Here is a 25,665-nt window from a genome sequence, read left to right on the forward strand (position 1 = left end):
CCCTAAATCCCCCTTGAATTGGGTTTGATCCCCCTAAATCCCCCTTGAATTGGGGGACTTGAATTGGGTTAGATCCCCCTAAATCCCCCTTGAATTGGGGGACTTGAATTGGGTTTGATCCCCCTAAATCCCCCTTGAATTGGGGGACTTGAATTGGGTTAGATCCCCCTAAATCCCCCTTGAATTGGTTTATATCCCCCTAAATCCCCCTTGATAAGGGGGACTTGAATTGGTTTAGATACCCCTAAATCCCCCTTGATAAGGGGGACTTAAGAAGGTTGAAATAGACCCAAGGAACAAATAATCTGAGGTTCTTGGGTGGATTCTTGTGGGTGAACAATACAGAGACGGTCATCTTGATATAAAGATACCAGTAAGTCTGCCAATTGTTGGTCACTGATGCCGGTTCTTAAACAACGATTTAAGCGATCGAGAGCCGACTGTCTAAGGGGATAATGATACAATTGGTCGAGAGCCTTGCATAAATCCTCATGAGCAAATAGATCATCCTTACTATCTTGAGAATACCTTTTTAAGCGCTCGTAGGTCTTAAATTTTGCTCCCGTCAATCGTCCCAATTTAGATCCGGAGTTGTTTTCCTCCTCCGCAATTAATTCTGTACCTTTTTGTACTAACTGATGGTGTTGGGGATGGGGGGGAATGGCCGGGGTTTGGGGATGACAGGCAGCCGACCGTAAAATAGTTAATTGGGATTGAGTCACACTATTTCCCTGCTTATCAATCCATGCTAAAGCATCATTCCCCCCGGCAGTTTTTAGATAAACCATGACTCCCTCTGGATGGGTTGCTGTCCCACTATGGCAACGGGTAGAATAAACCACCGGCGGCAGCTCCTCTATGGTATGTTTTAAACTAGGGTCAACTTCGATCGCATTTTTCCAAATTTGATACGCTTCCGAGGTTAAATCCACTTCTTGATCCTCCTCCTCATCGATAACCTCAGATTTTTCATGATACAGATCTAATAAAGTCTGGTTATCCATCTCCTCCTCAAAAAATACCTCATCGGTCCCCACCACGTCCGCATTCTCTCGCAGTCTTTGAGATAGTCTCGTCCGCAGTTTAATAATTCTCTCCACTCCCTCCGCAGGTAAAAAGGAATAACAGAGAATCTGACTTGCTTTTTGACCGATTCTATCTACCCTTCCGGCCCGTTGAATCAGGCGAATAATTGCCCAGGGTAGGTCATAATTAACGATAATGGCACAATCCTGTAAATTTAACCCTTCACTCAAGATATCCGTCGCAACCAAGACTCGTATTTCTTCCCCCACTTGCTGAGAATTACTGCGGGGACTAAAACGATGGACAATTTCCGCAGGATTAGCAGAGTTTCCCGTCACTCCCGCAATCTTATCCACTCCCCGATTTTGCAACTGAGTGACTAAATAACTGACTGTATCGGCAAATTGGCTAAAAATTAACACCTTTTCTCTGGGATGATTCTCCTCTAACAGCTGCCATAACTTCTCTAGCTTTTCGTCGGTCTCCGGCTGCCAGGTCCCACAGGTTTGCAATAATGCTATTAAAGCCAAGGCATCAGATTTTAGGTCTTTTTTCAATGCGGGTTTAAACACCTCGGGGTTAATCCACTGAAAGCGCTTGCGATAATCACCGCTATACTTTTGATACACTTGTTCGGCTCTTTTTTGATACTCTTTTTCTAACCCGGTTATCCCCCCAGTCTCCTCGGTTTCTATACTTTCATCTTCTCCCTGAGTGACTAAATCCTCATCCAGATAACGAGTGTCTAACAAAGCTGGATCCTGACTCCCGATGGGAAGGGGTAAATTCTTGGCCATGGCATGAAGGAAAATATAGTTACGGAGAATATGACGGTCAAGGGATTGCAGGAAAGCATACCCTCCACTCTCCAAACGTTTAAATAAATTCGTCCGACAAAAACCCATTAATCTTTTACCCGCACGGGATAGACTTTTTAAGATGGTTTCTTCCTCTCCTGTCCCTTGGCATCCTTTAATTAGATAATTTCCCAATCCGTAACGGGGTAACTTCAATCCGTTGAGAGTTATCACCACTGCTTCCGAATATAAACGCGCATAAACCGAGTCTTGCAGGTCAAACTTGATTGTCTTTAGTTGTCGTTGGGGAAGATAAACCCTCGACCCATCAGCAAATTTTAGATACCGACGACCCTGTTCGTCTTCTGTAGCATAATTATTTTTGATAAAACCGCGAGTCCGTCTAATCATATAGAGACGCATTAAGTCTCTCCAGTCGTCGGGAGAGTCACTTTTTTCAAAGGCTGCTAGGGACCTAACCGCAGATTGGTATCTGCGATTAAATTCGATTTCTCCTCCCAGAGATTCTAGTAGTCTTTCGGGACGAATTCCGAGATTAGTATCCTCTTGAATGAATAAACGCAGTTGATTGGACAGGTCAAGATAGTTTTTATTGTAGGGAGTCGCAGTCAAGAGAATACAGCGACTTTCATTGGTGTTAATGTACTCCTGTATCACCCGATAACGTTTACCCTCCCGATTGCGTAGGTTATGACTTTCATCGATAATTACTACCCGATAGCGCCGCAGATTGGGTAATTCCTGTATAACCTGACTTAAGGGGATAATTTTCGCTCTTAATTTGTATTTATAGCTGTAATCCTCCCACATGGTTAGGAGATTTTTCGGACAAATAATTAAGATTTCTAAATCGTAGTCTTCCTGCAAAATATATGCTAGAATGGAAGCGATGCGCGTTTTTCCTAACCCCACCACGTCGCCAATTAGTACCCCACCGCGTCTTTGCACATAACGAGCGGCAATTTTAATGGCCGATTTCTGAAAATCTAGTAAGTCTTGGTCAAACTGTCGGGGAATTTTGTATTCCGCTAAACCGGCTCTCGCTTCAAAGGAAAGATGGTAAGCTATTTTTAAATAGATATGATAGGGGGGAATAAGACTTTCTCGGGCCCAACTTTCGTTAATCACCTTGACAATATCCGAGGATATATCCCAACACCAAGCATCGAACCAACGATCATTAAACCACTTTTGTAATTTGGCACAAGCATCGTGGTCAAGGACATCAATATTTAATTCTCCCTGCTGTTGTAATCCCGCAAAAGTTAGATTACTACTACCCAAAAATCCCACCGTTGGGTTATTGACATCCTGTCGATGAATAAGGTATAATTTAGCATGGAGATTATAGCCCAAAAATAAGCGAATTACTAACTTACCCGCTTGAATTTGTTTTCCCAAACGTTGCAAAGCTGCCTGATCTCGATTACTAGGATTCCCCCAAGTTAATTGTTGGCAAAAATCCTGAACAATTTGTTTTCTTAAACGAGCGCAAGTAGCCTTATCTATATCATTTGAGCGCTTCAATAAAGACAGGGATTGCTGTAGTAATTCCTGGGGTGCTTGCTGCATACCAATCAGCAGACGACAACAGGACAAATCACCCCCGAGAAAGTGATCAATATAGGTATCAATGGACTGCCAACCGCGCAAATTAAAATAACCCACGCAAAAATCAGCGCGTTGGGATGCTAATAAACTTTCGCGTAAAATTGGCAATAAATGGGACTCAATATTATCAATAATACGCGGCATATTTTTATAAAAAGATTAAGTTAATATAAGGCTTTTCTAACTGATAACTGATAACTGATAACTGATAACTGATAACTGAATTACTTAATCCAAACAGTTTTAACGTTGACAAATTCGCGAATACCTTCCACACTTAATTCGCGACCAAAACCGGAACGTTTAATCCCCCCAAAGGGTAAACGAGGATCGGATTTAACCATACCGTTAATAAACACACAACCGGCCTCAATTTCGGTAATTAAACGCTCAATTTCTGCGGGGTTATTTGTCCAAGCACTAGAACCCAAACCAAAGGGACTATCATTAGCTAAAGCGATCGCTTCCTCGATATTTTTGACTCGAAATAGTAAAGCCACCGGTCCAAAAAATTCCTCTTTTTCCCCCGGAGAACCGACAGGAATATCGGTTAAAATCGTCGGTAGATAGAAGTTACCTTTTCCCTCTAAACGTTGACCCCCCACAAGAACTTTACCACCCATAGCGACGGTTTTTTCCACTTGAGCGGCAATTTCCGAGACGATCGATACCGTGGCCAAAGGACCAATATCAACAGTTTCATCGAGGGGATCACCAACTTTTAAAGCTTGGAATTTAGCCACCAATAACTGTTCAAATTGATCGGCGACAGTTTCCATAACAATAAACCGTTTGGCAGCGATACAAGTCTGACCATTATTTAACAATCTTGCCGTCACTGCCGTAGCCGCTGCCACCTCGATATCGGCACTATCTAAAACGATAAAAGGATCACTACCTCCCAACTCCAAAACCACCTTTTTGATCTGTTTTCCTGCGGCGGCTGCTAAACTGATCCCCGCCGGTTCACTACCGGTTAAAGTGGCAGCTTTTACCCGTTCATCGTTAATTAAATCACTAACGCGATCGGCCCCGATCAAAAGAGTTTGAAAAGTGCCTTCAGGAAAACCAGCTTCTAATAAAATTCTTTCCACCGCTAAAGCTGATTGGGGGACATTAGAAGCGTGTTTGAGTAGGCCGACATTTCCGGCCATCAAAGCGGGGGCAGCAAAGCGAAATACTTGCCATAAAGGGAAATTCCAGGGCATAACCGCTAAAATTACCCCTAAAGGTTGATAACGGACGAAACTGCGACTAGCATCGGTGGCAATCAACACATCTTCCAGATAACCGGCGGCATTATCGGCATAAAAACGACAAACCAAGGCACATTTGAGAACTTCTGCGATCGCTGATTTGATCGGTTTCCCCATTTCTAGAGTCATGGTTTTAGCCAATAGCACTTGATCCCGTTCCAAAATATCCGCTGCTTGCCGTAACCACTGTCCTCGTTGACTGATGGGGATCTGGCGATACTGCTGAAAAGTTGTCTCAGCTAGGGCCAATTTCGCCGCCAATTCCTCCGAGGTTAGAGGGGTAAAAGTCTTGAGAATTTCGCCAGTGGCAGGGTTAACTGAAGCGATACCCATATCCAATTGTCTCCTATCGAGCGCTATATCTCTAGTTTAGTTCTCTGGTTGTACCGCTGCTGACATAATTCGATCGCTAATTGGATCGCCGCTTGCATACTCTGGGCCCTAGCGATGCCAAGGCCGGCGATATCAAAAGCCGTCCCGTGGTCTGGAGAGGTGCGAACAAAAGGTAAACCGATGGTAGTATTAACAGCACAGTCAAAAGCCATTAATTTCACGGGAATTAGACCCTGATCGTGGTATAATGCCAGATATGCGTCGGCGGTTTGCCCTGCACCGCTAAACCAAGCGCGTCCCGGTTCCACCCAAAGGGTATCGGGGGGGACAGGGCCGATTAATTGGGTTTGTGGGTATTTTTGTCCCATTGACTGCAACCAAGGCTGTAACCAGTCCTTTTCTTCCCTTCCCAGTTTTCCCGCTTCGCCACTGTGGGGATTAAGGCCAGATATGGCGATTTTTGGGCGATCGATGCCGAAATCTAGCTTTAAAGACTCGATCAATAGGTCTAGTTTTCGGGTCATCAGATCGGGGTTAAGAGCATCAGGAACTGCTCGCAGGGGGATATGGGTAGTGGCGAGGAGAGTGCGTAAGTTATAGCCGGTGTGAGGGGATTTAGCGACGAATAGCATCCCATAACGGTTAATTCCCGCCATGGTAGCTAAAACCTCCGTTTGACCGGGGAAATCATAACCGGCCAACTGCCAACAGGATTTAGCGATCGGACCGGTGACAATACCGTCAAATTCGCCCTTGAGGGTGCGTTTTATGGCTTCTTGCAGGTAAAGAAAGCTAATTTCACCACTATGGGCATCCCCACGCCCGCAAACGATTTTTTCTTGATGGTAGGGCAAATCGATCAGAGAAAAGCGATCAAGAAGATGGGGATCGTGATAGGCTTTTTCGAGAAGCGTTCTGGTGCCAATTAGAGTAATCTGACAACCGGACGAGATTGGGGAATCGGCGATCGCTTTTAACACCACTTCAGGACCGATCCCGGCGGGATCACCGACGGGGATAACTAGACGGGGAATAAAAGAGGCGGATTCCATAAATTTTGGCCGTCAATATTGCTAATTCTCCCGATTAATCTCATCGTTGACAATTATCAGGAGGGAATAAATCAGTAAACAATCTTCAGTTTACCTAAAATGTCGGATGAATGCCCCCGCTAAATTTTTTGACAAGACATCAACCTTTGCGGGGGATGAAATCCGACCAGGATATTGACTGCGAAGCACGATTTTAATTCTACCATTTGTAGGTAAACTGTGTTATACTTAATTGATCCAGGGTCGAGGATTAATCAATGCTAGTCGTAGAAGCCAAGTTAAAAAACGGGACACCAGAACAATACCAAAGACTTGATGAAGCAATTAGAACATCTCAGTTTGTGCGTAACTCTTGTGTTCGTTATTGGATGGACAATAAGGGGACAACCCGGAATGATCTTCAAAAACTTTGTGCGATACTAGCTAACAATAAAGAGACACCATGGGTTAATAAATTAAACTCTCAAGCTCGTCAATCGGCTGCTGATAGAGCCTGGCAATCAATTAATAGGTTTTACCAGAATTGTCATGCTAAGATACCGGGGAAAAAGGGTTTTCCTAGGTTTAAAAAGCATAGCCGTTCGGTTGAGTATAAACTAACGGGTTACAAACTATCTGATGATAGACGTAAAATCAAGTTCACTGATGGTTTTAAAGCAGGAGAATTTGATTTATGGTGTAGTCAGAAAACCTTAGTTTATTATTCAGAGCAACAGATTAGACGGGTAAGAGTTGTGAGACGTGCCGATGGTTATTATTGCCAGTTTTTGATTGACGTAGAACGGCAAGAATACCATAAACCAACGGGACAAATAACAGGAATTGACTTAGGGTTAAAGGAATTTTATACCGACGCTCAAGGCAATATAGTAGAGAATCCACGTTATTTAAGAAAGTCAGAAAAACGACTAAAAAAAGCACAACGACGATTATCCAAAAAGTTTCGTAAAGGAAAGAAACAGTCTAAAAACTATCACAAGCAACGGGGAAAGGTTGCCAAGCTTCACCTTAAAGTATCAAGACAACGTAAAGACAAAGCAATTAAAGACGCTTTGGCGTTAGTCCAGTCTAATGATTTGGTAGTCTATGAAGCTTTAAAGGTAAGAAACTTAGTCAAAAACCGTAAACTTGCCAAGTCGATTAGTGATGCTTCTTGGTATCAATTCACTGAATGGTTGAATTATTTTGCCAAGATTTATCGGATTGTTTGTGTTGCTGTTCCTCCCCATTTTACTAGCCAAGATTGTTCAGTTTGTGGGACGAGAGTTCAAAAAACCTTAAGCACTAGAACTCATCAATGTCCCAATTGTAAAACAGTCTTAGATAGGGATCATAATGCAGCAATAAATATTCTTAAAAAAGGGTTGCAATATTTGGGAAATCATCTCAACGGTACTGTTGGGCAAACAGAAACCGACCCAAACGCCTTGGGAGAGTCCGACCTCTGGGTTTTCAGTGGAGACATTGAGAATCTAAGTTGTCTCGTTGAACAAGGAATTTCCGATAGTGATATGGAAAGAATCCCCCGTCACAGCGTAGCTTGACGGTGGGAGTATGTCAATGTAATCTCATGGCGATAGATAGTAACTTTAGGCAAATTAAATTTTTTAACTTTTCTGTTTTCTTATTGCCCAAACTAGCCAGATTGTTGTAAGCTTATGACCCAACTACAACCGGATATATTCGTTAACCACCGTCCTGATACCGATGGAGACGAGGAAGAAGACTACTTCGATTATTTTTATGATGAACCGGGTAGTGAACCAGGGACATTAATTATCGAACCGGATGCCAAACCCTCGCGGATTATTTTAATTGACTACGATGAAGATAACGCCGTTCGCAAGGTGGATATTACTCCCAATGCTTGCGCCCCCTATATTGGCACAAATACCGTGTCTTGGATGGATATTCAAGGGTTAGGGAGTGAGACGGTTTTAAAACAGGTGGGAGAAATTTTTAATCTGCATCCTTTGTTATTAGAAGATGTGGTTAATGTGCCGCAGCGTCCCAAGTTAGAGGACTATAACAATCAATTGTTAGTGATTTCTCAGATGGTGCGACTGAAAGAAGATGAAAGCGGTTTTGATACAGAACAGGTGAGTTTTGTACTAGGAAAACGCTATCTTTTAAGTTTTCAAGAGGAGGAATTACAGGACTGTTTTGAGATAGTCAGAGATCGAATTCGCACTTCCCAGGGACGAGTACGGAAATCGGGGGCGGATTATTTAACCTATTTATTATTAGACACGATTATCGATGGTTATTTTCCCGTGGTAGAACACTACGAAGATCGGATTGAGGCGTTGGAAGATATGATCATTAGTAATCCCGATCGAGATACAATGCAGGAAATCTATGATGTCCGTCGGGAATTATTGGCACTGCGTCGCTTAATTTGGCCGATGCGAAATGTCCTACATTTACTGATGCGTGACCATCATGGTATAGTCAGCGATGAAGTACAAATTTATTTTCGTGATTCCTACGACCACGTCATTCAAATTCTGGAAATTATCGAAGCTTATCGAGAATTAGCGGCGAGTTTGATGGATGTTTATATGTCCACTATGGGCAATAAATTAAACGAAATTATGAAGTTTTTAACCGTAATTTCGACGATTTTTATTCCCTTAACTTTTATCGTTGGTGTCTATGGCATGAACTTCGAGAATATGCCAGAATTAAAAGGAGAATGGAGTTATTTCCTGGTCTGGTTAGTCATGTTAGCCGTAGCGGGGGGCTTAATTTTCTACTTCTGGCGCAAAGGTTGGTTTAAACCAATTTATTCCCTGAAAGAGGAAGCAAAAACTTAGTTAACGAAGGCAGGAGTCAGGAGACTCCGAGACAGGAGACAGGAGATTATTTCTATTTATTCTTCCCACACCCCACACCCCACACCCCACCCCGACGACAAACTTTTTCAGCCAACCCTAATTATTCCACCACAAATGCGAGGATTTGGCCTTGGCAACTGCCGAAGCGAATCTGTAAACCGGACTCTAGGGGAACTTCTTGGTTATGTACCTGCTTCCAGTGGCCATCTTGGTAGATAAAAGTACCAAAACGGGAGAAATCTTCGAGAAAGTATTGATAGTCTGGATAATCGGCATTTTTACGGCAAATTATCCGACAATGGTTTTTACTAACCCATTTTTCAGTAATCTGTAGATCATTTTCCATGTCCCGTCCTATATTCATGGCACCACCACGGATTGACCATTTTCTTTCGGGACGATCAAGATAGTATAAGAAAGCGGCGGGCATGGTTCCGGAGATATTGGGCATAACCGTCGGTGATTGAGTCTCATCAAGGGTTTGCAGCAATTGCCCGTCGAATTCTGGGTGCATATAGAGAATCGGCAAAGTCCAAGCGGGTTGATTGTACTTGTAGAGGGTTAATAATTGCTGCCTGGCGATACGAACGGCCTGATCGATAGGGACTCTCGGACCGGGAAACAACTTGGACATCTGCGCTTCTTTGTCTTTGAACCCGAAGAGGGTGCGGGTAAAAACTTCGATAAAACTCAAGGCCTCTCGATCAGCGATCGCATCTCGCATGGCCAAAACTGCGGGAACGCCATGGTGAATCAAGACTTCCGCCAGACTGCTGCGGGGAATCATCTCCTGACCCGATTTAGCGGGATAAGCCCCCCAACAGGCATTAAAAACCGCTAAAATAACTTGATTTCTCACCAAAGCTTGGGCTAACTCCGTCCCGTTTAGCTGTTCCCCCGGCCGCAGAAATAGGGAACCGCCATTGGGGGCGGCGATTCCGTGACCAGCGTAGAAAAAAGCTTTATATTTACCCGTATCCAAGGCCTTGGTCAGTTCTTCGGCCCCCGGTCGAATTAGGGTATCGACTTTGACTTTCACTCCCCAATTCTGGAGGGAACCACTGCCCCCAGGGGAGATAGACCGGATGAGATTGGCGGCCTCGGATTCCAGTGCCTGGTCGGGATTAGTTTCTCCATCGGTATTAATGGCGGTGAGGTTGAGGGAACTAGCGGCGGTTTTAATCTGTTTTTCGCCGATAACTAAGAGAATATTGAGACTATTACTCGGTTTTATCGGTGGTAGTGGTTCCACATCGCTGGTGGTCCGGCTAAAGAGTATATTCGGATGCAGAGATATAGCCTGTTTACCCGCTTGCTGCATAATTTCCCAGGGCAGCAGAATTAAATAGGGATTGCGACATTCCAAGCGAATTCGCAGGGGCTGATTTTTGCCGAGAGCGATTCCCTGACTTTGGGCGAAACTTTGACCAATTGATGCTTGAAATAACCATTGCCAGAGACTAATACCTAGTTTCTGCATTAATCGACCTCCATAACTGCTGCCTTCTCCCGAAAGAGTCAGTTTAGGTCGGGAATTTCCCTCTAATTGCTCTAACATCGGCAAGGTCGGCATTTTTTCCAGACAGAACATTTCCTGCCATGCCATCCATTCCGTGGCTAGACTCTCGGTCCATTCACAGTCATGATGCACATATCCCCCCGGTAGGGGTGCTTTCGTCACCCAACGGGCGAAATTATTACTCGTGGCTAAACTAGAGATGGCTAAATTTAGACTAGGGATGGCATCATCGGTCATTGTGGTTCTTGAGAAGTCTCTAGAATCTTATTCTAGAGGATTTCTGAACAGCAAGGAAGAGTATTAAGTAGCTGGTTATAATTAAATCAAAAATAGATTTTAGGTTCGATCCCCCCTGCCCCCCTTGATAAGGGGGGTGCCGATAGGCGGGGGGATCTGAAAGTTTTTAATACCTACCTACTTAAGTCACCAATAAACAACAAAGTTCAATAATTTTTGTTTGCAAAGTTGCCAAAGGTTCTGCACCCCGCTTGAGACGATATTCTAATTCCAGAAGTATGGGCAAGGTGGCGAGAAGTTGCTTAGAAGAAAAGGATTGTATCTCTTTGCGAATGAAATATAGTCGCTTGGGATTGGCAATTTCGGCGGCGGCGGCGATATTTTTCTCGTCTTTTTCTCCTTCTTCAATTTTTAATTTTACTATTGCCCAAGTGCGAAATTGACCCCCTAGGGTGGCGGTGATAGCCAAGGGGTTCTCGTTACGATTTAATAATTCATTGACTAATTCGAGGGCCTTGCCTGTCTCCCGTTTTAAAATCGCACTAGCTAACTGTAGGCTGCTTTGATTGCTGGCATTGACTAAGCTTAAAATGTCCTTTTTGTCAATAGTTCCCGCCGAATTATTTTTAAATAAACGCAGTTTTTCTAACTCCATCCACAACAAGCGGCTGTTATTTCCCACTGATTCTGCTAAGAGTTCGATCGCATCGGGGGTTAATTTTACCCCCACTTCTTTGGCAATTTCCCTAACTCTTTGGGCAATTTCCTCGACTTTCCAAGGCGGAATTAGTTCAAATTCTTTAACCTCTGCCTGATTTTGGATAAACTTGCTCGATTTTAAGCGGGAGTCGGGTTTTTTGGCACTGGTTAATAACAGATAGGAATTTTCGGGTAAATTGGGCAAAGTGCGCTGTAATTCCTTAAAAATATCCTCGGAACATTGTTGACAAATAACCGTATCGGCTAACCAAACTAAACGATTTCCCATGCCGAAAACTGGAGTCATCGCTTGATTGAGGGCCTCGATAATTGCCTCATTGCGATCACCATTAATTTTATCATAATTAAACTGTATCCAATTGGGATCAAGAAGTTTTGCTTGCAGATTTTTCACCGCTTGGTTGATAGCAAATTCATCTTCTCCCCAATAAAATATTGTCGGCATGAGTTTCTAATTATAGCAGTTAAGTAGGTAGGTGTTAAAAGTTGTCAGACACCCCTCTGATCAAGGGGGGACTAAGGGGGAATCGGCACCCCCCTTATTAAGGGGGGCAGGGGGGATCAGAAGCGAAATTTATCTTCAATTTAATTATAACTACTTACTTATCTTGAGGTGTCACTATTACCCATTTTGCCAGATTTTTACAGTTTTGTCAGCACTACCAATAATTAAATATTTACCATCGGCACTAATTACTAAAGATAACAGTTTGTCTGTGGGTTGATCAAGAGTTGCTAATTTTGCTTTGCTTGTTAAAGACCAAAACTTAATCATTTGATCCGAAAGCTTGTTTAATCTGATCAGCACAAGCAGCAGAGGATAAACCCAGAATTTCCTAATATTAACGCTGGCTATTCATAAACACAGGTAAAGACTATCTGACTCGATAATTTCCCAAATTAATCAAAAAATAGACTCGATCGACCCCAAATAACGCACAATAAAAAAGGAAATGTCAAAGGAGAATCGCAAATGTTGCCCTATATCCTAGCGGTCGTGGTGGGATTAAGTAGTCTCTACCTCCTCACCACCGCTTTTATCGCCCCCGATCGCCACCGTCAAGATGATTTTCTCTGGAGTGCGGTAGGATTATTCTATGCCCTTGTCCTCTGGTTGTGCGCGGGAAGGATTACAGGCGCTATCCTCCTCGGACAAGCTGCCGCAGCCATATTATTTATTGCTTTTGCTTGGCAAACTCTCAAACTCAGACAAGCACTTTTTTATCCCGACAAACCGGTTAAATTATTTACTATTGTCGGTTGGTTAGGCAATCGTCTGGGGAAAGTTACTCCCTCTCAATCTCCTAAAACTAAAGCTAAACCTGAGAAAGTAGCAGCAAAAGTTAAAGAAAAGGTTAAAGAAACGGTTGATCCCGTTGTCGAAACAGCGGCAGCTATCGGGGAACCTATTACAGAATCAGTGACAGAAATTGCGGAAAAAGCTCAAGAAACGGTTGCCCCCGTTGCCGAAAAAGCCGCAGCTATCGGGGAAACTATTACAGAATCAGTGACAGAAATTGGGGAAAAAGCCGAAGAAATTATTGATGATGATGAAACTTTCGATGATTTCGATGATTTCGATGATTTTGATTTGGCAATAGAAGAGATCAACCCTTCCGAAAATGCCCAAGAAATTCCCCCGACTGAACCTGTCGCAACTGTTGAAGTCGAAACTATTGCCGTTAGCGAAACGGTGATTATTGAAGTTACCGAGGAAGACTTGTCTCCAGAAGAAAATATCGAAAAAGATACTCCCCCAGAAACTCGCTCAAAAAGTGAAGAAAATTCCCCCCCAGAGGAAGATTTGCCCCCAGAAAAAACTATCGGAGAAGATACTCCCCCAGAAACTCGATCGCCAAGCGCAGAAAATCCCCCTCCATCGGATTAAAAGTTAAGACTATTGAGCGGGTAGGTTAGGCAATAATTACCCAAGAAATGGTTCTTCGTTACTTGGTATGGTTTGATAGGGGGGCATAAATCGACTAAATCCTTATCTGGCAAGAGACTTAATTGATTAGTTCGTTCTAGATCGAAAACAATTGACAAAAATTGCCAAATGTCTTTCTATATAAGGGTTACATTTATTATAAACCCCGTCCATTGCATAACACAAACCGAAGAACCAAATTTTTATTAAAAAAATGTAATAGGAGTGAATTAATTATATTTACTTGAGCTATAAGAAAGAAGAATCATCTTCAAAAACATTCCATTTGCTTAAGTTACCCTAAAAAGGAGGAACAAGGTGAGTGACCTACTCAAATCTGGACAGACAGTCCATACAGAATCTTCTAAAACCCCTTGCACGGTAGAGCAATTACTTGGCGGTGGCGGTCAAGGAGAAGTCTATCGAGCTAATTTAGCCGGTCAGCCTGTAGCGCTGAAATGGTATTACTCCCACTCCATTCAGGCAGATCCTCGCCAGTACGAACGGCTTGAGGCGGCGATCCATTCTGGCGCACCGAGTGATCGCTTTCTGTGGCCTATAGATATTGTATCAGAGCCTGGCATAGAAGGGTTTGGCTATGTCATGCCATTGCGAGAACTTCAATATAAAGGCTTTGTCGATCTAATGAAACGGCGCATTAAACCAGAACCCACCTTCAGAGCTTTAACAACCGCAGGATTTGAACTGGCCGATGGCTTTTTTCAACTTCATACCAAAGGGTTATGTTACCGCGATATCTCTTTCGGTAATGTTTTCTTTAATCCCAACACTGGGGATGTTTTAATCTGTGATAACGATAACGTCACCATCAATGGGGATCAAGAAGGTGGTGTTATGGGAACACCACGCTTTATAGCACCAGAAATCATTACTGAACAAGCGAGACCGAGTACGCAAACGGATTTGTACTCTTTGGCAGTTTTACTGTTCTATATGTTAATGATCCATCACCCCTTGGAAGGAAAGAAAGAAACCGAAATCAAATGTCTGGACGCTCCAGCGATGAATAAGCTTTATGGGACTGAGGCGGTGTTCATTTTTGACCCCAAAGACAATTCCAATGCACCAGTACGTGGCTACCATGATAATGCCCTTGCCTTCTGGCCTATTTATCCACAATTTCTCCGCGAACTGTTTACCAAGGCATTTACCAAAGGTATTCAAGACCCAGAAAATGGCCGCGTCAGGGAGTCAGAGTGGCGGGGAGCAATGGTAAACTTGCGCGATTCTATCATCTACTGTCCTCACTGTGGTGCTGAGAACTTTTACGATCCTGATGTAATAAAAGCATCAGGCGGTAAACCTAACCCTTGTTGGTCATGTCAGAAAGAAATTCGCTTGCCCCCTCGAATTCGCATTGACAAAAATATCATTATGTTGAATCATGATACCAAGCTATTTCCCCATCATATTAATGTAAAATTGTTTGACTTTTCTCAACCAGTCGCTGAAGTCACTCGACATCCCAATGATCCTAATATTTGGGGAATTAAAAATCTTATGCAAGAAAAATGGCTCTGCACTACGGCTGATAATCAAGTTAAGGATGTCGAACCAGGACGCAGTGCAACTATGGCTGTAGGAACAAAGATCAACTTCGGCAAAGCAGAAGGTGAGATTCGTCTTTGAAATGTTATTCCCTGTTTAGAAATCCACTTTTTTTACTGAATCAAGGAGATATTGAATATGCCACTACCAGGTGAAGGGTTGTCAAGCCGCCCCTTACATTTTATCTGGATTTGTGATTGTTCTGGTTCTATGTCTGTAAACGGCAAAATCCAGGTTCTCAATACAGCCATTCGTGAAGCAATTCCCTTAATGCAAAAAGAAGCAAATGAGAATCCCAATGCACAAGTATTAGTTCGCGCCCTTAAATTTTCTAGTGGAGCGCAGTGGCACATAGCTCAACCTACACCAGTTGAAAATTTTAAGTGGACAGATTTGACCGCTGATGGTGTCACAGATATGGGTAAAGCCCTCTCTATGGTTGCAGACCAACTTAAAATACCGCCCATGACTGACCGGGCGCTTCCCCCTGTTTTAGTGCTGATTTCTGACGGTCAGCCGACTGACGACTTTAGCAGTGGACTGAGACACTTGATGGAACAGCCTTGGGGCAAGAAGGCTGTACGAATTGCAATCGCAGTTGGTGGAGATGCAGATCATGAACCATTGCAGAAGTTTATTGGACACTCAGAACTAAGGCCTCTTCAATCTAATAGTCCCGAAAATCTAGTCAAACAGATTAAATGGGTTTCTACTGTTGTTTTAAAAGCTGCGTCTTCTCCTAGCAGTCAAGCCAAAAACTCTAATTTGGGAGGCGGAAATGTCCCAATTCCAGTGCCTCAAAATGTTATCGATAGTGCATCTGATGTCTGGTGAAATGGAGGACTCATGAAAGAAAATATACCCCAACTAAAATGGCGGTGCATTGGTGAATCTGTCAAAGGAGCCTCTCATGTGCGTTCTGGATTGCCCAATCAGGATGCCATTCGCTGGTTTCCAGAATCAGGCATCGGTCTGCCATTGATTTTGGCTGTATCAGATGGCCATGGCAGTGCCAAAAGTTTTCGCAGCGATAGAGGCTCTTGTTTTGCTGTTGAAACGGCAATTAAAGTAATTCAAGAATTTTTCTTGAGCAGTCAATCGAGTGATCTTAATTTCTCAGCACTCAAAGATGCAGCCGAAAGACTTCTACCACCGAGACTTGTCAATGAGTGGAGAAAAGCTGTCAACAAAGATTTGGGTTTGTCAGAAAATGATGAAGAAAAATTAACTAATAAACCCAACTTTACTGATGAAGAGAAACAGATTCTTGTTGATAAAGATGGAGAAGCTGCTTGGCAAGCCGTTGAAAATAATTATTTTCTCGCTTATGGGGCCACCGTCTTGGCAGTTTTAGTGACCGAGTTTTTCATTGTCTATATTCAGTTAGGTGATGGGGACATTCTTGAGGTGGATTCTAAGGGAAATACGACTCGACCTTTGGAGCGGGATCCCAACCTAATTGCCAATGAGACAACTTCACTCTGTATGAATAAGGCATGGAATGAATTTCAGGTTCACCTAGAACAGTATCCGAAAGGTACGCCCAAACAAATGCCTGCTTTAATTCTGGTTTCTACTGATGGCTACTCCAATTCTTTTTCTACTGACGAAGGATTCTTCAAAATTGGTCAAGATTATCGACAGATGTTCAAGTCAAATCTGACTGAAGAAGTCCGACAAAAATTAGAAGGATTTCTTCAAGAGACTTCAGAAAAAGGCAGCGGAGATGACATCACTCTAGGCATGATTAAAAGACTTGAAACCGATGATCGGGATTATCTAACAGACCGTGTAGAAGATTTAGATAGGAAAGTTATATTAGTTGAGGAGTCCAACATGAGACAACAAGAGAATATCTCGGTATTTGAGAGTAAGGTAAATGATCTAAAACAACAACAATACACAATTCAAAAAGCCGTTTATTGGGGTTTTATATGGGGCTTTAGTTTAATAATGGGTACTTTTTTAATTAGTAATGCCTTCAGTAGTTACCTTTTTTTTCGTCTTAATAAGGTTGAGAAGATGTTGAATGAACTGAAAGAGCCAAAGAGCGGAGAGGAAGGTCAATCTCAACCTCTCAATAGTCCTTCCAATACCTCCTCTCCCCCACCAGAAACAACACCATCCCAAGTACCAACACCTATTCCACCGTAGTAAGCATAAATAAGTTTTACACTTAATCATGTTTCAGCTTTTCTCAAAAGGGTAGAAAGAGTTTTATCTGTAAAGTTTATTTATTCTTAAGGCCTAATGCTAGAGACTGAAAATGAGAGAAACCCCATGACTACTCCTAATATCGTGGTAGATGATACTTATCGGGTTTGTTCTTACTGCGAACAAAAGAGCTTTGTTAAATGCGGGAGTTCTTTATTCTCTCGCTGTAATAAAGTGTCTTGTGGAGGGGAACAGGATACTCATACCTGTCCTTGGTGTGGAACTAAAGCTCAAATTAGTTGTTACATCGAAAACCTGAGCGCAGGAAAAGACCTATGAACGAGTTACCTCGACAAAAGCTTTGTGAAATTATTACCGAGTACGGACAGGATGTTTCTGACAACCCTCAACGCTGTGAAGGATTACTAAGGGACTTTTGTGGGCAATATAGCAAGGAAGTCTTTCTTTTAGTGAATGCTCTTAAAAAAGGCGTGGCTACCGAGTTACTAAAATCCCAGAATCAGATTCCTCAAGCAGTTATTTTATCCAAGCTTACAAAGCGATTACAAGATGAGCTAGGAATAGCTGAGGAATCTGCTTACTGGGCTGTAGATTCTTGGGGATTAGCATTAGGGGTGATTTCCCAACCACGAACTAAAAATGACTTTCAGAGTCAACAACAATTAATTTTAGAACGACAACAACAAGCAGAAAAAGAGCAAAAACAAAGAGAAGAATATAAAAAAAAATTAGATCAATCTCAGCAAGAAATACAGCAATGGAAACAAGAAGTAGGCAAGCTAAATGAGGCAATAACAACAGCCAGACAACAGCAAAATATTAATCAGAAATCAGCCCATAAGTTTGCTGCCAATTTTGTTTCTATATTGGCTGGCATCTCAGCATTAGCAGCTTTTTTGCTTGGAATTTATGCTTATCAAAAAAATCAACAAATGGTCAATCTTACTGAAAATTTGAACAATCTTACAATTGAGTATAATCAAAAAAATGAAAATTTGATAACTGAACATAATAAAAAAATCAAGAATCTGACAACTGAACATGATCAAGAAGTTGAGAATATTATAACTGAACATAATCAAAAAGTTGAGAATATTACAAATAAGAGAAATTTGCTTTATAATCAAGTACAAAATTTTCAAAATACTCTAGAAAATGTTGAGAATAATCTGGAGAATAATCTTAATATATCTGGAGATACTTATTTAAACCTTTGCAATCAAACTTCTAATGACATAATTGATGCTGCAATTATGTATTGGGACGGAGACGGATGGAAATCAAGAGGATGGTGGAATATTAAAAAAGGAGAATGTACAAAAGTTTTGGTAGATTTTAACGAGCGAGGAGATATCTACATTCATGGACAAATAAACAATATTAAGTGGGAATCTGATGATTTTTCATTTTGTGCTACCAACACAAGATTTGAATTTGAAAAGTCTGATGAAATGGAATGCTCTGGTGATAATTATAAGGTTAATGCCATTAAGTTTTTGGTTTTCCCAGGAGTCAATGACTATAAGTTTAAAGATTATAAAAATTATACAGAATAATCTTCTATTTCACTATTTCACTAATCTTCAATTGAGTGTTAAAAAATATGAACAACTTACCAGGACAAAAAATCAAAGAAATCTTTACCCAGTACAGTCATTCAGTTTACTACGATCCTAAACTTTGTCAAGCTCTACTCAAGGTTTTTTGTGGGCAGTACCGGAAGGAAATTTCTGTCCTTAAATTAAATTGTCGGCTCTTCTGGTTTCTGTATGGAAACGAGGTCTATACTGATAGTCTCTTCGACAAAATAGTCCTAAAAGTGTTACCCGATAAGTATTTCACGATTCCATAAGCAAAAATTATCACACAAAGTCGAGAAGAGCCAATTGTCCTTTGCAGCCATTACCAATTTTTTATTTATAAAGAAATACCTCACTTACCTCAATGAAAATAGGCAAATCCAATGACACAACAACCTCAGTACAACGCTTATTTAAGACAAATTTACCCTAAAGCAGCCGCTCACACTGCCCCTACTCATCATCCCTTATTAACTAATCAATCTCTTGTCATTGGACGAGAGCCAAACTGTCAAATTGTTCTCAACTCCACCAATTATCCAGGAGTCTCTAACCGCCATCTAGAAATTCGTCCCGTCATGCCTTCAGGAAGTCCCCCTTCTTGGCAAATCTGTGATTTAGGGAGTTCCAATGGCACTTATATTAATAACCAGCGACTGCAAGGTTGTCGGACATTACAATTAGGCGATCGCATTTCTCTCGGTCAGCAGGGTGTAGAATTCGTCTTTGAATGTCAAGTTAGCAATCCAGGACTTCCTGGTCGTCCTTTAAATATCCAACCTGGCGACTCCCTTCATTTAAGTCAAATGCTGCCCATCATCGCAACAAGGCAGGATTTATTTAAAAAAGCTTACCTGATACCAGGTGTCCTTACCGTCTTATTAGTCGTCGGACTATTTGCTGCGATCGGTAATCCTGACCTATTCAATGCCCTATTAGCAGTCTATCTGATTGGGGCAGGCTACTACTTCGTCTATCAATTGGGCGGCAAACAAAAACCCTGGTGGTTGCTGATAGGATCGGCAATAACTACCGTTTTACTCTTGCTCAGTCCTATTTGGTCGCTATTTATCTTGGTTTTCCGTCAAATCCTGCCAGGAGAAATACCGACAGAAGGAACAGAAATAGGATTTCTTTCTTCGTTTATCCACTATTTTTTTGGTGCAGGCATGGCAGAAGAACTCCTCAAAGCCATACCTGTCTTCCTTGCGCTGGGGATAGGACGAATGCTCAGAACCCCTTGGCGAGAGCGAGTGGGTGTCTGGGAACCCCTTGATGGCATTCTCTTAGCAACTGCCTCTGCTGCTGGCTTTACCCTCCTAGAAACCCTGGGACAGTATGTGCCTGGAGCGATTCAGCAGGTAGCAACTCAGGCAGGGGAAGGCGCAGGAGAATTAATCGGGATACAATTACTCATTCCTCGAATTATTGGTTCTGTAGCCGGACACATGGCTTATAGCGGCTATTTTGGTTATTTCATTGGCTTAAGCGTCCTGAAACCGTCTAGACGTTGGTCAATCTTGGCTATAGGCTACTTGACAGCATCAGCACTGCACGCCCTTTGGAACGCTTCTGGTGCTATCAGCAATCTCGTCACTGCCTTTGCCGGAATTTTAGCTTATACCTTCTTAATGGCAGCCATTCTGAAAGCTCGGCAACTTTCACCAATTCGTTCTCAGAATTGGGCGACTCAGTATTACAATCCACCTATCCTACCTCAAGCTCCCTTTTCGCTGCGGATTCAGCAGAAGACAATTCCTTTAACTGTCGGGACTCGGTTGCAGGCAGGGGAAATTCCTGGGTTGGTGGCGCAAAGTGCTAATGGAATAGTCGCTGAAGTGAATGCTAATCCCAAAGATCCCAGCATTTTAGGGTTGCAAAACTGTTCCAATCAATTTTGGATAGCTACTTTACCTATCGGGCAGCAAAAGCAAATCGATCCTGGGCGCAGCATCAAGCTTGCGGTTGGCACGAAAATTAACTTTGGTTCAGTTCAAGGAGAGGTGCGATCATGAGACAATCATCAAGTTGGAAAAAGGTTCTCTTATTCGGCTTATTAGGGGCTTTTGGTTGCCTAATCGGATGGTTATTGGGTGAATGGTTCTTATCTTGGACAATGCTGCCACAAACACAACAAGAAGCCTCGACACCTGCACTTGTGTTTAATCCAGAACTGACTAAACGACTGCAAAGAGAGGGAGCTAAAACAGGGGATGTTCAGCTTTCTCTGTTATGGAATAACTACAACGATTTAGATATACATTGTATCGATCCATCAGGAGAGGAGATTTATTACTCGCACAAGCGATCGCAATCAGGAGGCGAACTTGACGTTGATATGAACGCAAGTGGACGGCAATCAAAAGAGCCAGTAGAAAACATTTACTGGCCTGCTGGAGGCGCACCAAAAGGAAAATATCAGGTGTTTGTCAATCATTATGCCAATCATGGCGATGCTGACCCAACTGCCTTTACGGTCGGTGTATTAGTAGAGGGGAATAGTCAAGAATTTTCTGGTTCTATTTCTCATGGTCAACCAAAGCGACCCATTTATGAATTCACCATTGAAGCAAAACCAGCACAACAGCAGCCTAACGCCCAGCAGTTTTGGTATATGGTGTTTATTGTCGGTCTATGGACAGCCTTGCTTGCCATTGGCTTATCTCTTGCCCTAGCAATCGGGCAAAACTTCTATCTTCATCGTCCGTTTTTATCCACTCGTCAAGGCACTATCTTACTTGCAGGAGGGCTATTAGCAGGCCTCGTTTCTGGTGGTTCTGCTCAAGCACTGTTGAGTTTAGTTGCCCAGTCAGAAATCCTCGCTAAAGCTGGCTGGATCGCTGGCTGGACGCTTTTGGGAGGGCTTTTGGGAAGGGGGATGGGCTTTTTCATCTCTAACCTACAAGCAAAACGAGCGACTATTGCTGGCGCGATCGGCGGTTTCTTTGGTGCTTTAGCCTTTTTGTTGGTTTCCCAGAGTGCCGGTGATGCCTCTGGTCGTTTAGTTGGAGCGGTTATTTTAGGCTTTTTTATCGGCTTAATGGTCGTTTTCGTTGAAGTCGCTTTTCGTACAGCTTGGCTGGAGATTCAATACAATCCCAAAGAGAGCCGCACAGTCAATCTGGGAGCCGAACCCGTCAGTATTGGTGGCGATGCCAAAGCTTGTACTATTTACGCCCCGAATGCGCCACCTGTTGCCCTGCGTTACCGACTCAGCCAAGGTCAAATCCTCTGCGAAGATATCGCCACTGGGGTAACTCAGCCACTCCAACCAGGGGATAATCAGCGAGTGGGCAATCTTACCGTCTTTGTTCGCAGTGCCGATGCACCAGATCAATTAGCCTACCGCGATCTTAATCGTGCTTCTCCAGAAGCTTATCAGGATAGGTCTTCCCCTTCCTATTCTCAACCTCAGACTCAATTTTCCTTGCACATTAAAAGACAAGTCATTTCTCTAACGAATGGAACTCGCTTAACTGCAAGAGAGATTCCGGGATTAGAACCTCAAGGTGCTGATGGTGTGGTAGCACAGGTGAATCCTAATCCTAAAGATCCTAGTGTATTGGGGCTACAGAACTGTTCCCATCGAGCTTGGACTGTAACTTTAGCTAACGGTGAGCAAAAGCAAATCGATCCTGGGCGCAGCATCAAGCTTACGGTTGGCACTAAAATTAACTTTGGTTCAGTTGAAGGAGAAATTTGCTGATGAATGATTTACCACGTCAAAAACTCAAGGAAATTATTATTCAATATGGTCGTTCTCTATGTGATGAACCACAACGCTGTGAGGGACTGCTACGAGACTTATGTGGAAAGTATCAGAAGGAAATTGCCGTTCTCGTAGGCGCACTGAAAGAACGAGTCCCCGCCGATTTACTGGCCTCGCAAAATAGTACGCCACCAGTGGTATTTTTAGCACGACTAACCAAAAAACTGCAAGATAATCTGGGGTTAGCTGAAGAGGCCGCTAGATGGGCAGTGGAATCCTGGGCTTTAGCTTTGGGGGTGATTTCAGAAGCAGATACCGCACCAGTTGACTTGTCTTCTCCACCTCCTCAAGTTCCTCCTCAATATCGGCAAGAAAATGTCAAACAAATACCTATAACTTCCAATAATTTGTCTTCTCTACCAAACAACATTGTTTCGAGGAAAGAAACAGATACAGCAGCAGAAAATACCTTAGGTTTAAAAAAAGCTAACAACCAAATTAAAACCGCTTGGATAACTGGCACTATTTCGGGAGTAATGACCTTGCTTGGAACTTTATTCTTGAACATTCCAGATCTGTTTATAGATGTTGTCTTAACTTTTGGACTTTCCTTCGGGATTTATAAAAAAAGTAGAATTTGTGCTGTTATTATGTTTGGTTATTTTATTTTTAGCAAAATACTTTTGTGGGAAATATTAAAAGGAGATCCGCTAGGTTTAATAGTATCTATTGCCTTTATTTATTTTTTCTGGCAAGGAGTTCAAGGAACTTTTGCTTATCACAAAATAACCAAAATGTAGTTTTGAATTAAATGAATTAGGAGGAAAGACAGCCATGAATAAAAATATCATAGCCGGATTCGGAAAAGCGATACAGTTTGCCATCTGGGGTGCAGGGGGCGGAGCTATTGGTGCTTTAATTGCTGAACCTTTTTTTGTTCTGATGATACAGCAAGCTTATAACTCCTTAAGCGCGAAAGTTTTTACATCCAGTATCTGGTTTGGACTGATTGGTGCGGGCATTGCTATTGCTTTACTGAGTGCCTCTTTTCAGTATCTCAAACGAGGACTACAACTAGGCAAGGCTATCCGAGATGGTATCTGGGTAGGTTTCCTAGCAGGAGCGATCGCAGGGGGAATCGCTGAATACCTCTACTCCAGTATTGGACCGACTGAATTCTTACGAATTATCTGTTGGGGCATCGCCGGAGTCTTACTAGGACTGGGTTTGAGTTTCCGCATCCCCAATTTAGGGCAAATTCGCGGCATGGGAGGCGGTTTAGCGGGCGGTATATTAGGTGGAGGTCTATTTGTCCTGTTAGCTGTCGTCAGTGGGAGTTCCGAGACAGCAGCCCGCTTGTTGGGCAGTGCTGCCATTGGCTTTTGCATTGGTTTGATGATTGCGATTATTGAGACAGCTTTCCGAGAAGTGTGGCTGGAAATCCGTTATAACCCCAAAGAAAGTCGAACAGTCAGCCTTGGCTCTGAGCCTGTCAGCATCGGTGGCGACCCCAATATCTGTACCGTTTACGCTCGCAATGCGCCACCTGTTGCCCTGCGTTACCAACTTACTCAGGGGCAAATTCTCTGTGAAGACATCCCTGCTGGGACTACCCACACAGTGCGACCGGGAGACCAACAAATGGTGGGAGCAATTGCCATTGTCGTTTGTGCTGCAGCTGCTTCACCCCAGCTTGCTAGCAGTTCCCCAGACTTAGCGTCTCAATATCCTTCCCAGACAGTCTTGCAATCTCAGAATCAATTTTCCCTACGCCTGAACCGCAGAGTTATTACCTTAACAGATGGGACTCGATTAAGCCCACAGGAAATTCCAGGATTAGAACCTCAGAACGCTGATAATATAGTGGCTGAAGTCAGTCATAATCCTAAAGACCCAACGATTTTAGGCTTAAAAAACTGTTCCTGTCGATCTTGGATAGCAACACTTCCAAGTGGAGAGCAAAAGCAGATCGATCCCGGACGCAACATTAAATTAGCGGCTGCAACAAAAATCAACTTTGGTTCAGTAGCAGGAGAAATTTGCTGATGAATGATTTACCCCGTCAAAAACTCAAGGAAATTATTATTCAATATGGTCGTTCTCTATGTGATGAACCACAACGCTGTGAGGGACTGCTACGAGACTTATGTGGACAGTATCAGAAGGAAATTGCCGTTCTCGTGGGCGCACTGAAAGAACGAGTCCCCGCCGATTTACTGGCCTCGCAAAATAGTACGCCACCAGTAGTATTTTTAGCACGACTAACCAAAAAACTGCAAGATAATCTGGGGTTAGCTGAAGAGGCCGCTAGATGGGCAGTGGAATCCTGGGCTTTAGCTTTGGGGGTGATTTCAAGCAATGACCTTAAAACCAACCCTTCATCGGATCCACCAATTCCTACGCCAGTTCCTACGCCAATCCCGACTCCTGTACCAGATTCTGCCGGGCAACCAACTTCCTCTTTCTCGGTTTCTTCAACTATCCCCGTGCAACTGCCTGTCAATCCCGTCACCATTCCTTCTCAGCCAGTACCCCCGCCAACGCCTCCTTCACCTTCAAACAATTGGACAAAGATTGCGATCGCTATTAGCTCAGTGGGAGTTTTGGCATTAGCGGGCAGTGTAGTGCATTTTCAAGAACAGCAAAAACAGGCGAGCGATCGAGAAATAGCCGAATTGAAAGCCAGAGAAGAACAACGTCTAGAAGCGGAACAGCGCCAACGAGAAGAGGCCGAACGTCGAAGAAAAGAGGCAGAACAACAACTTGCAGAAGAACAAAGAAGGAGACAAGAAGCAGAAGCCCGACTGGAAGCAGCGCGTCAGAAATCAGAAACTTTTGTTCCTAGTGAAAGTGTCAATCAAGATATCAACGAAGGCGAAGCGATATCCCTGATTGAAAATCTGTACTATGCGCTTTCAGAAAAAAACTTCGATCAGGCAAGGTCTTTATATAGCCCACAATTGGCAGAGTCATTTTCTTCTCCTAGCTTCTTCAGTCAATTTAAAAGAGTAACTGTCGAAGATTTACAAGTTACTTCGAGAACAGATACTTCGATAAACTTTATAGGACAAAATACTTATGTTTATCCCGATGGTTCAACCCAAAGAGAACTCAGATCGTACACCGTGAGAAACTTGGATGGAGAGTTAAAAATTACAGCATCTGAATTCATTAAAGTGACAAAGTTTAGATAAAATTCTAGCGTTAAAACCAAAAATGTTGGGTTCTTCGTTACTTGGTATGATTCTATATGGAGACATAAATCGACTAAATCCTGATCTAGCAAGAGATTTAAT

General features: G+C 42.9%; 19 protein-coding genes. 13 read left to right on the forward strand and 6 right to left on the reverse strand.

Annotation, left to right across the window (positions count from 1 at the left end):
- Positions 1-269 precede the first annotated feature (269 nt).
- The 3 genes from PN470_RS19620 to pdxA form a co-directional block, all read right to left on the reverse strand.
- On the reverse strand, positions 270-3,599 hold the full coding sequence (locus PN470_RS19620; protein ID WP_271935102.1) for a helicase-related protein: 3,330 nt from the start codon (positions 3,597-3,599) through the stop codon (positions 270-272).
- Positions 3,600-3,679: 80 nt separating this feature from the next.
- Positions 3,680-5,044, reverse strand: a complete 1,365-nt coding sequence (locus PN470_RS19625) for an NAD-dependent succinate-semialdehyde dehydrogenase (protein ID WP_271935103.1) — start codon at positions 5,042-5,044, stop codon at positions 3,680-3,682.
- 23 nt (positions 5,045-5,067) lie between these two features.
- Positions 5,068-6,096 carry a 4-hydroxythreonine-4-phosphate dehydrogenase PdxA gene (gene pdxA / locus PN470_RS19630; protein ID WP_271935104.1) on the reverse strand — a complete coding sequence of 343 codons (1,029 nt, stop codon included), beginning with the start codon at positions 6,094-6,096 and terminating at the stop codon, positions 5,068-5,070.
- A gap of 257 nt (positions 6,097-6,353) precedes the next feature.
- Here pdxA and PN470_RS19635 point away from each other — a divergent pair, with 257 nt between their 5' ends.
- Positions 6,354-7,640 (forward strand): RNA-guided endonuclease InsQ/TnpB family protein, encoded by a 1,287-nt coding sequence (locus PN470_RS19635; RefSeq protein WP_271935105.1) that lies wholly within the window; start codon positions 6,354-6,356, stop codon positions 7,638-7,640.
- Between the two features lie 114 nt (positions 7,641-7,754).
- Positions 7,755-8,912: a magnesium/cobalt transporter CorA gene (gene corA / locus PN470_RS19640; protein ID WP_002755447.1), complete on the forward strand. Its 1,158-nt coding sequence runs from the start codon at positions 7,755-7,757 to the stop codon at positions 8,910-8,912.
- 121 nt (positions 8,913-9,033) lie between these two features.
- Here corA and PN470_RS19645 read toward each other — a convergent pair whose 3' ends face one another.
- From PN470_RS19645 to PN470_RS19655, 3 genes are all read right to left on the reverse strand, one after another.
- A complete protein-coding gene (locus tag PN470_RS19645; protein ID WP_271935106.1) occupies positions 9,034-10,689 on the reverse strand; it encodes a CHAT domain-containing protein in 1,656 nt (551 codons plus the stop codon).
- A gap of 181 nt (positions 10,690-10,870) precedes the next feature.
- Positions 10,871-11,854 carry a DNA polymerase III subunit delta gene (gene holA / locus PN470_RS19650; RefSeq protein WP_002738836.1) on the reverse strand — a complete coding sequence of 328 codons (984 nt, stop codon included), beginning with the start codon at positions 11,852-11,854 and terminating at the stop codon, positions 10,871-10,873.
- A gap of 177 nt (positions 11,855-12,031) precedes the next feature.
- Complete coding sequence (locus PN470_RS19655; protein WP_199309417.1) at positions 12,032-12,184, reverse strand: WD40 repeat domain-containing protein; 153 nt, start codon at positions 12,182-12,184, stop codon at positions 12,032-12,034.
- 198 nt (positions 12,185-12,382) lie between these two features.
- Here PN470_RS19655 and PN470_RS19660 point away from each other — a divergent pair, with 198 nt between their 5' ends.
- The 11 genes from PN470_RS19660 to PN470_RS19710 all read left to right on the forward strand — a co-directional run bounded on the left by PN470_RS19660 (position 12,383) and on the right by PN470_RS19710 (position 25,563).
- Positions 12,383-13,297, forward strand: coding sequence for a Ycf66 family protein (locus PN470_RS19660; RefSeq protein ID WP_123230964.1), 915 nt, complete (start codon positions 12,383-12,385; stop codon positions 13,295-13,297).
- Between the two features lie 357 nt (positions 13,298-13,654).
- A complete protein-coding gene (locus PN470_RS19665) occupies positions 13,655-14,986 on the forward strand; it encodes a protein kinase domain-containing protein (protein ID WP_002738846.1) in 1,332 nt (443 codons plus the stop codon).
- A 57-nt stretch (positions 14,987-15,043) separates the two neighbouring features.
- Positions 15,044-15,739 (forward strand): vWA domain-containing protein, encoded by a 696-nt coding sequence (locus PN470_RS19670; protein ID WP_002799071.1) that lies wholly within the window; start codon positions 15,044-15,046, stop codon positions 15,737-15,739.
- Positions 15,740-15,751: 12 nt separating this feature from the next.
- Complete coding sequence (locus tag PN470_RS19675; RefSeq protein WP_272104969.1) at positions 15,752-17,059, forward strand: PP2C family serine/threonine-protein phosphatase; 1,308 nt, start codon at positions 15,752-15,754, stop codon at positions 17,057-17,059.
- 126 nt (positions 17,060-17,185) lie between these two features.
- On the forward strand, positions 17,186-17,398 hold the full coding sequence (locus tag PN470_RS19680; protein ID WP_272104970.1) for a hypothetical protein: 213 nt from the start codon (positions 17,186-17,188) through the stop codon (positions 17,396-17,398).
- On the forward strand, positions 17,395-18,636 hold the full coding sequence (locus tag PN470_RS19685) for a DUF1036 domain-containing protein (protein WP_272104971.1): 1,242 nt from the start codon (positions 17,395-17,397) through the stop codon (positions 18,634-18,636). The genes PN470_RS19680 and PN470_RS19685 overlap by 4 nt, the downstream gene beginning before the upstream one ends.
- A 407-nt stretch (positions 18,637-19,043) precedes the next feature.
- Entirely contained in the window at positions 19,044-20,675 is a 1,632-nt protein-coding gene (locus PN470_RS19690; RefSeq protein WP_130757361.1) for a PrsW family glutamic-type intramembrane protease, read from the forward strand.
- Positions 20,672-22,366 (forward strand): YfaP family protein, encoded by a 1,695-nt coding sequence (locus PN470_RS19695; protein ID WP_002755465.1) that lies wholly within the window; start codon positions 20,672-20,674, stop codon positions 22,364-22,366. Before PN470_RS19690 ends, PN470_RS19695 begins: the two co-directional genes overlap by 4 nt.
- Positions 22,366-23,169 (forward strand): hypothetical protein, encoded by an 804-nt coding sequence (locus PN470_RS22435; RefSeq protein WP_271935114.1) that lies wholly within the window; start codon positions 22,366-22,368, stop codon positions 23,167-23,169. Before PN470_RS19695 ends, PN470_RS22435 begins: the two co-directional genes overlap by 1 nt.
- A 34-nt stretch (positions 23,170-23,203) precedes the next feature.
- Complete coding sequence (locus PN470_RS19705) at positions 23,204-24,415, forward strand: hypothetical protein (protein WP_002739093.1); 1,212 nt, start codon at positions 23,204-23,206, stop codon at positions 24,413-24,415.
- On the forward strand, positions 24,415-25,563 hold the full coding sequence (locus PN470_RS19710) for a hypothetical protein (RefSeq protein ID WP_272104972.1): 1,149 nt from the start codon (positions 24,415-24,417) through the stop codon (positions 25,561-25,563). The genes PN470_RS19705 and PN470_RS19710 overlap by 1 nt, the downstream gene beginning before the upstream one ends.
- Positions 25,564-25,665 lie beyond the last annotated feature (102 nt).

The sequence above is a fragment of the Microcystis sp. CS-574 genome (genome assembly GCF_028329095.1).
GTDB lineage: Bacteria > Cyanobacteriota > Cyanobacteriia > Cyanobacteriales > Microcystaceae > Microcystis > Microcystis ichthyoblabe_A.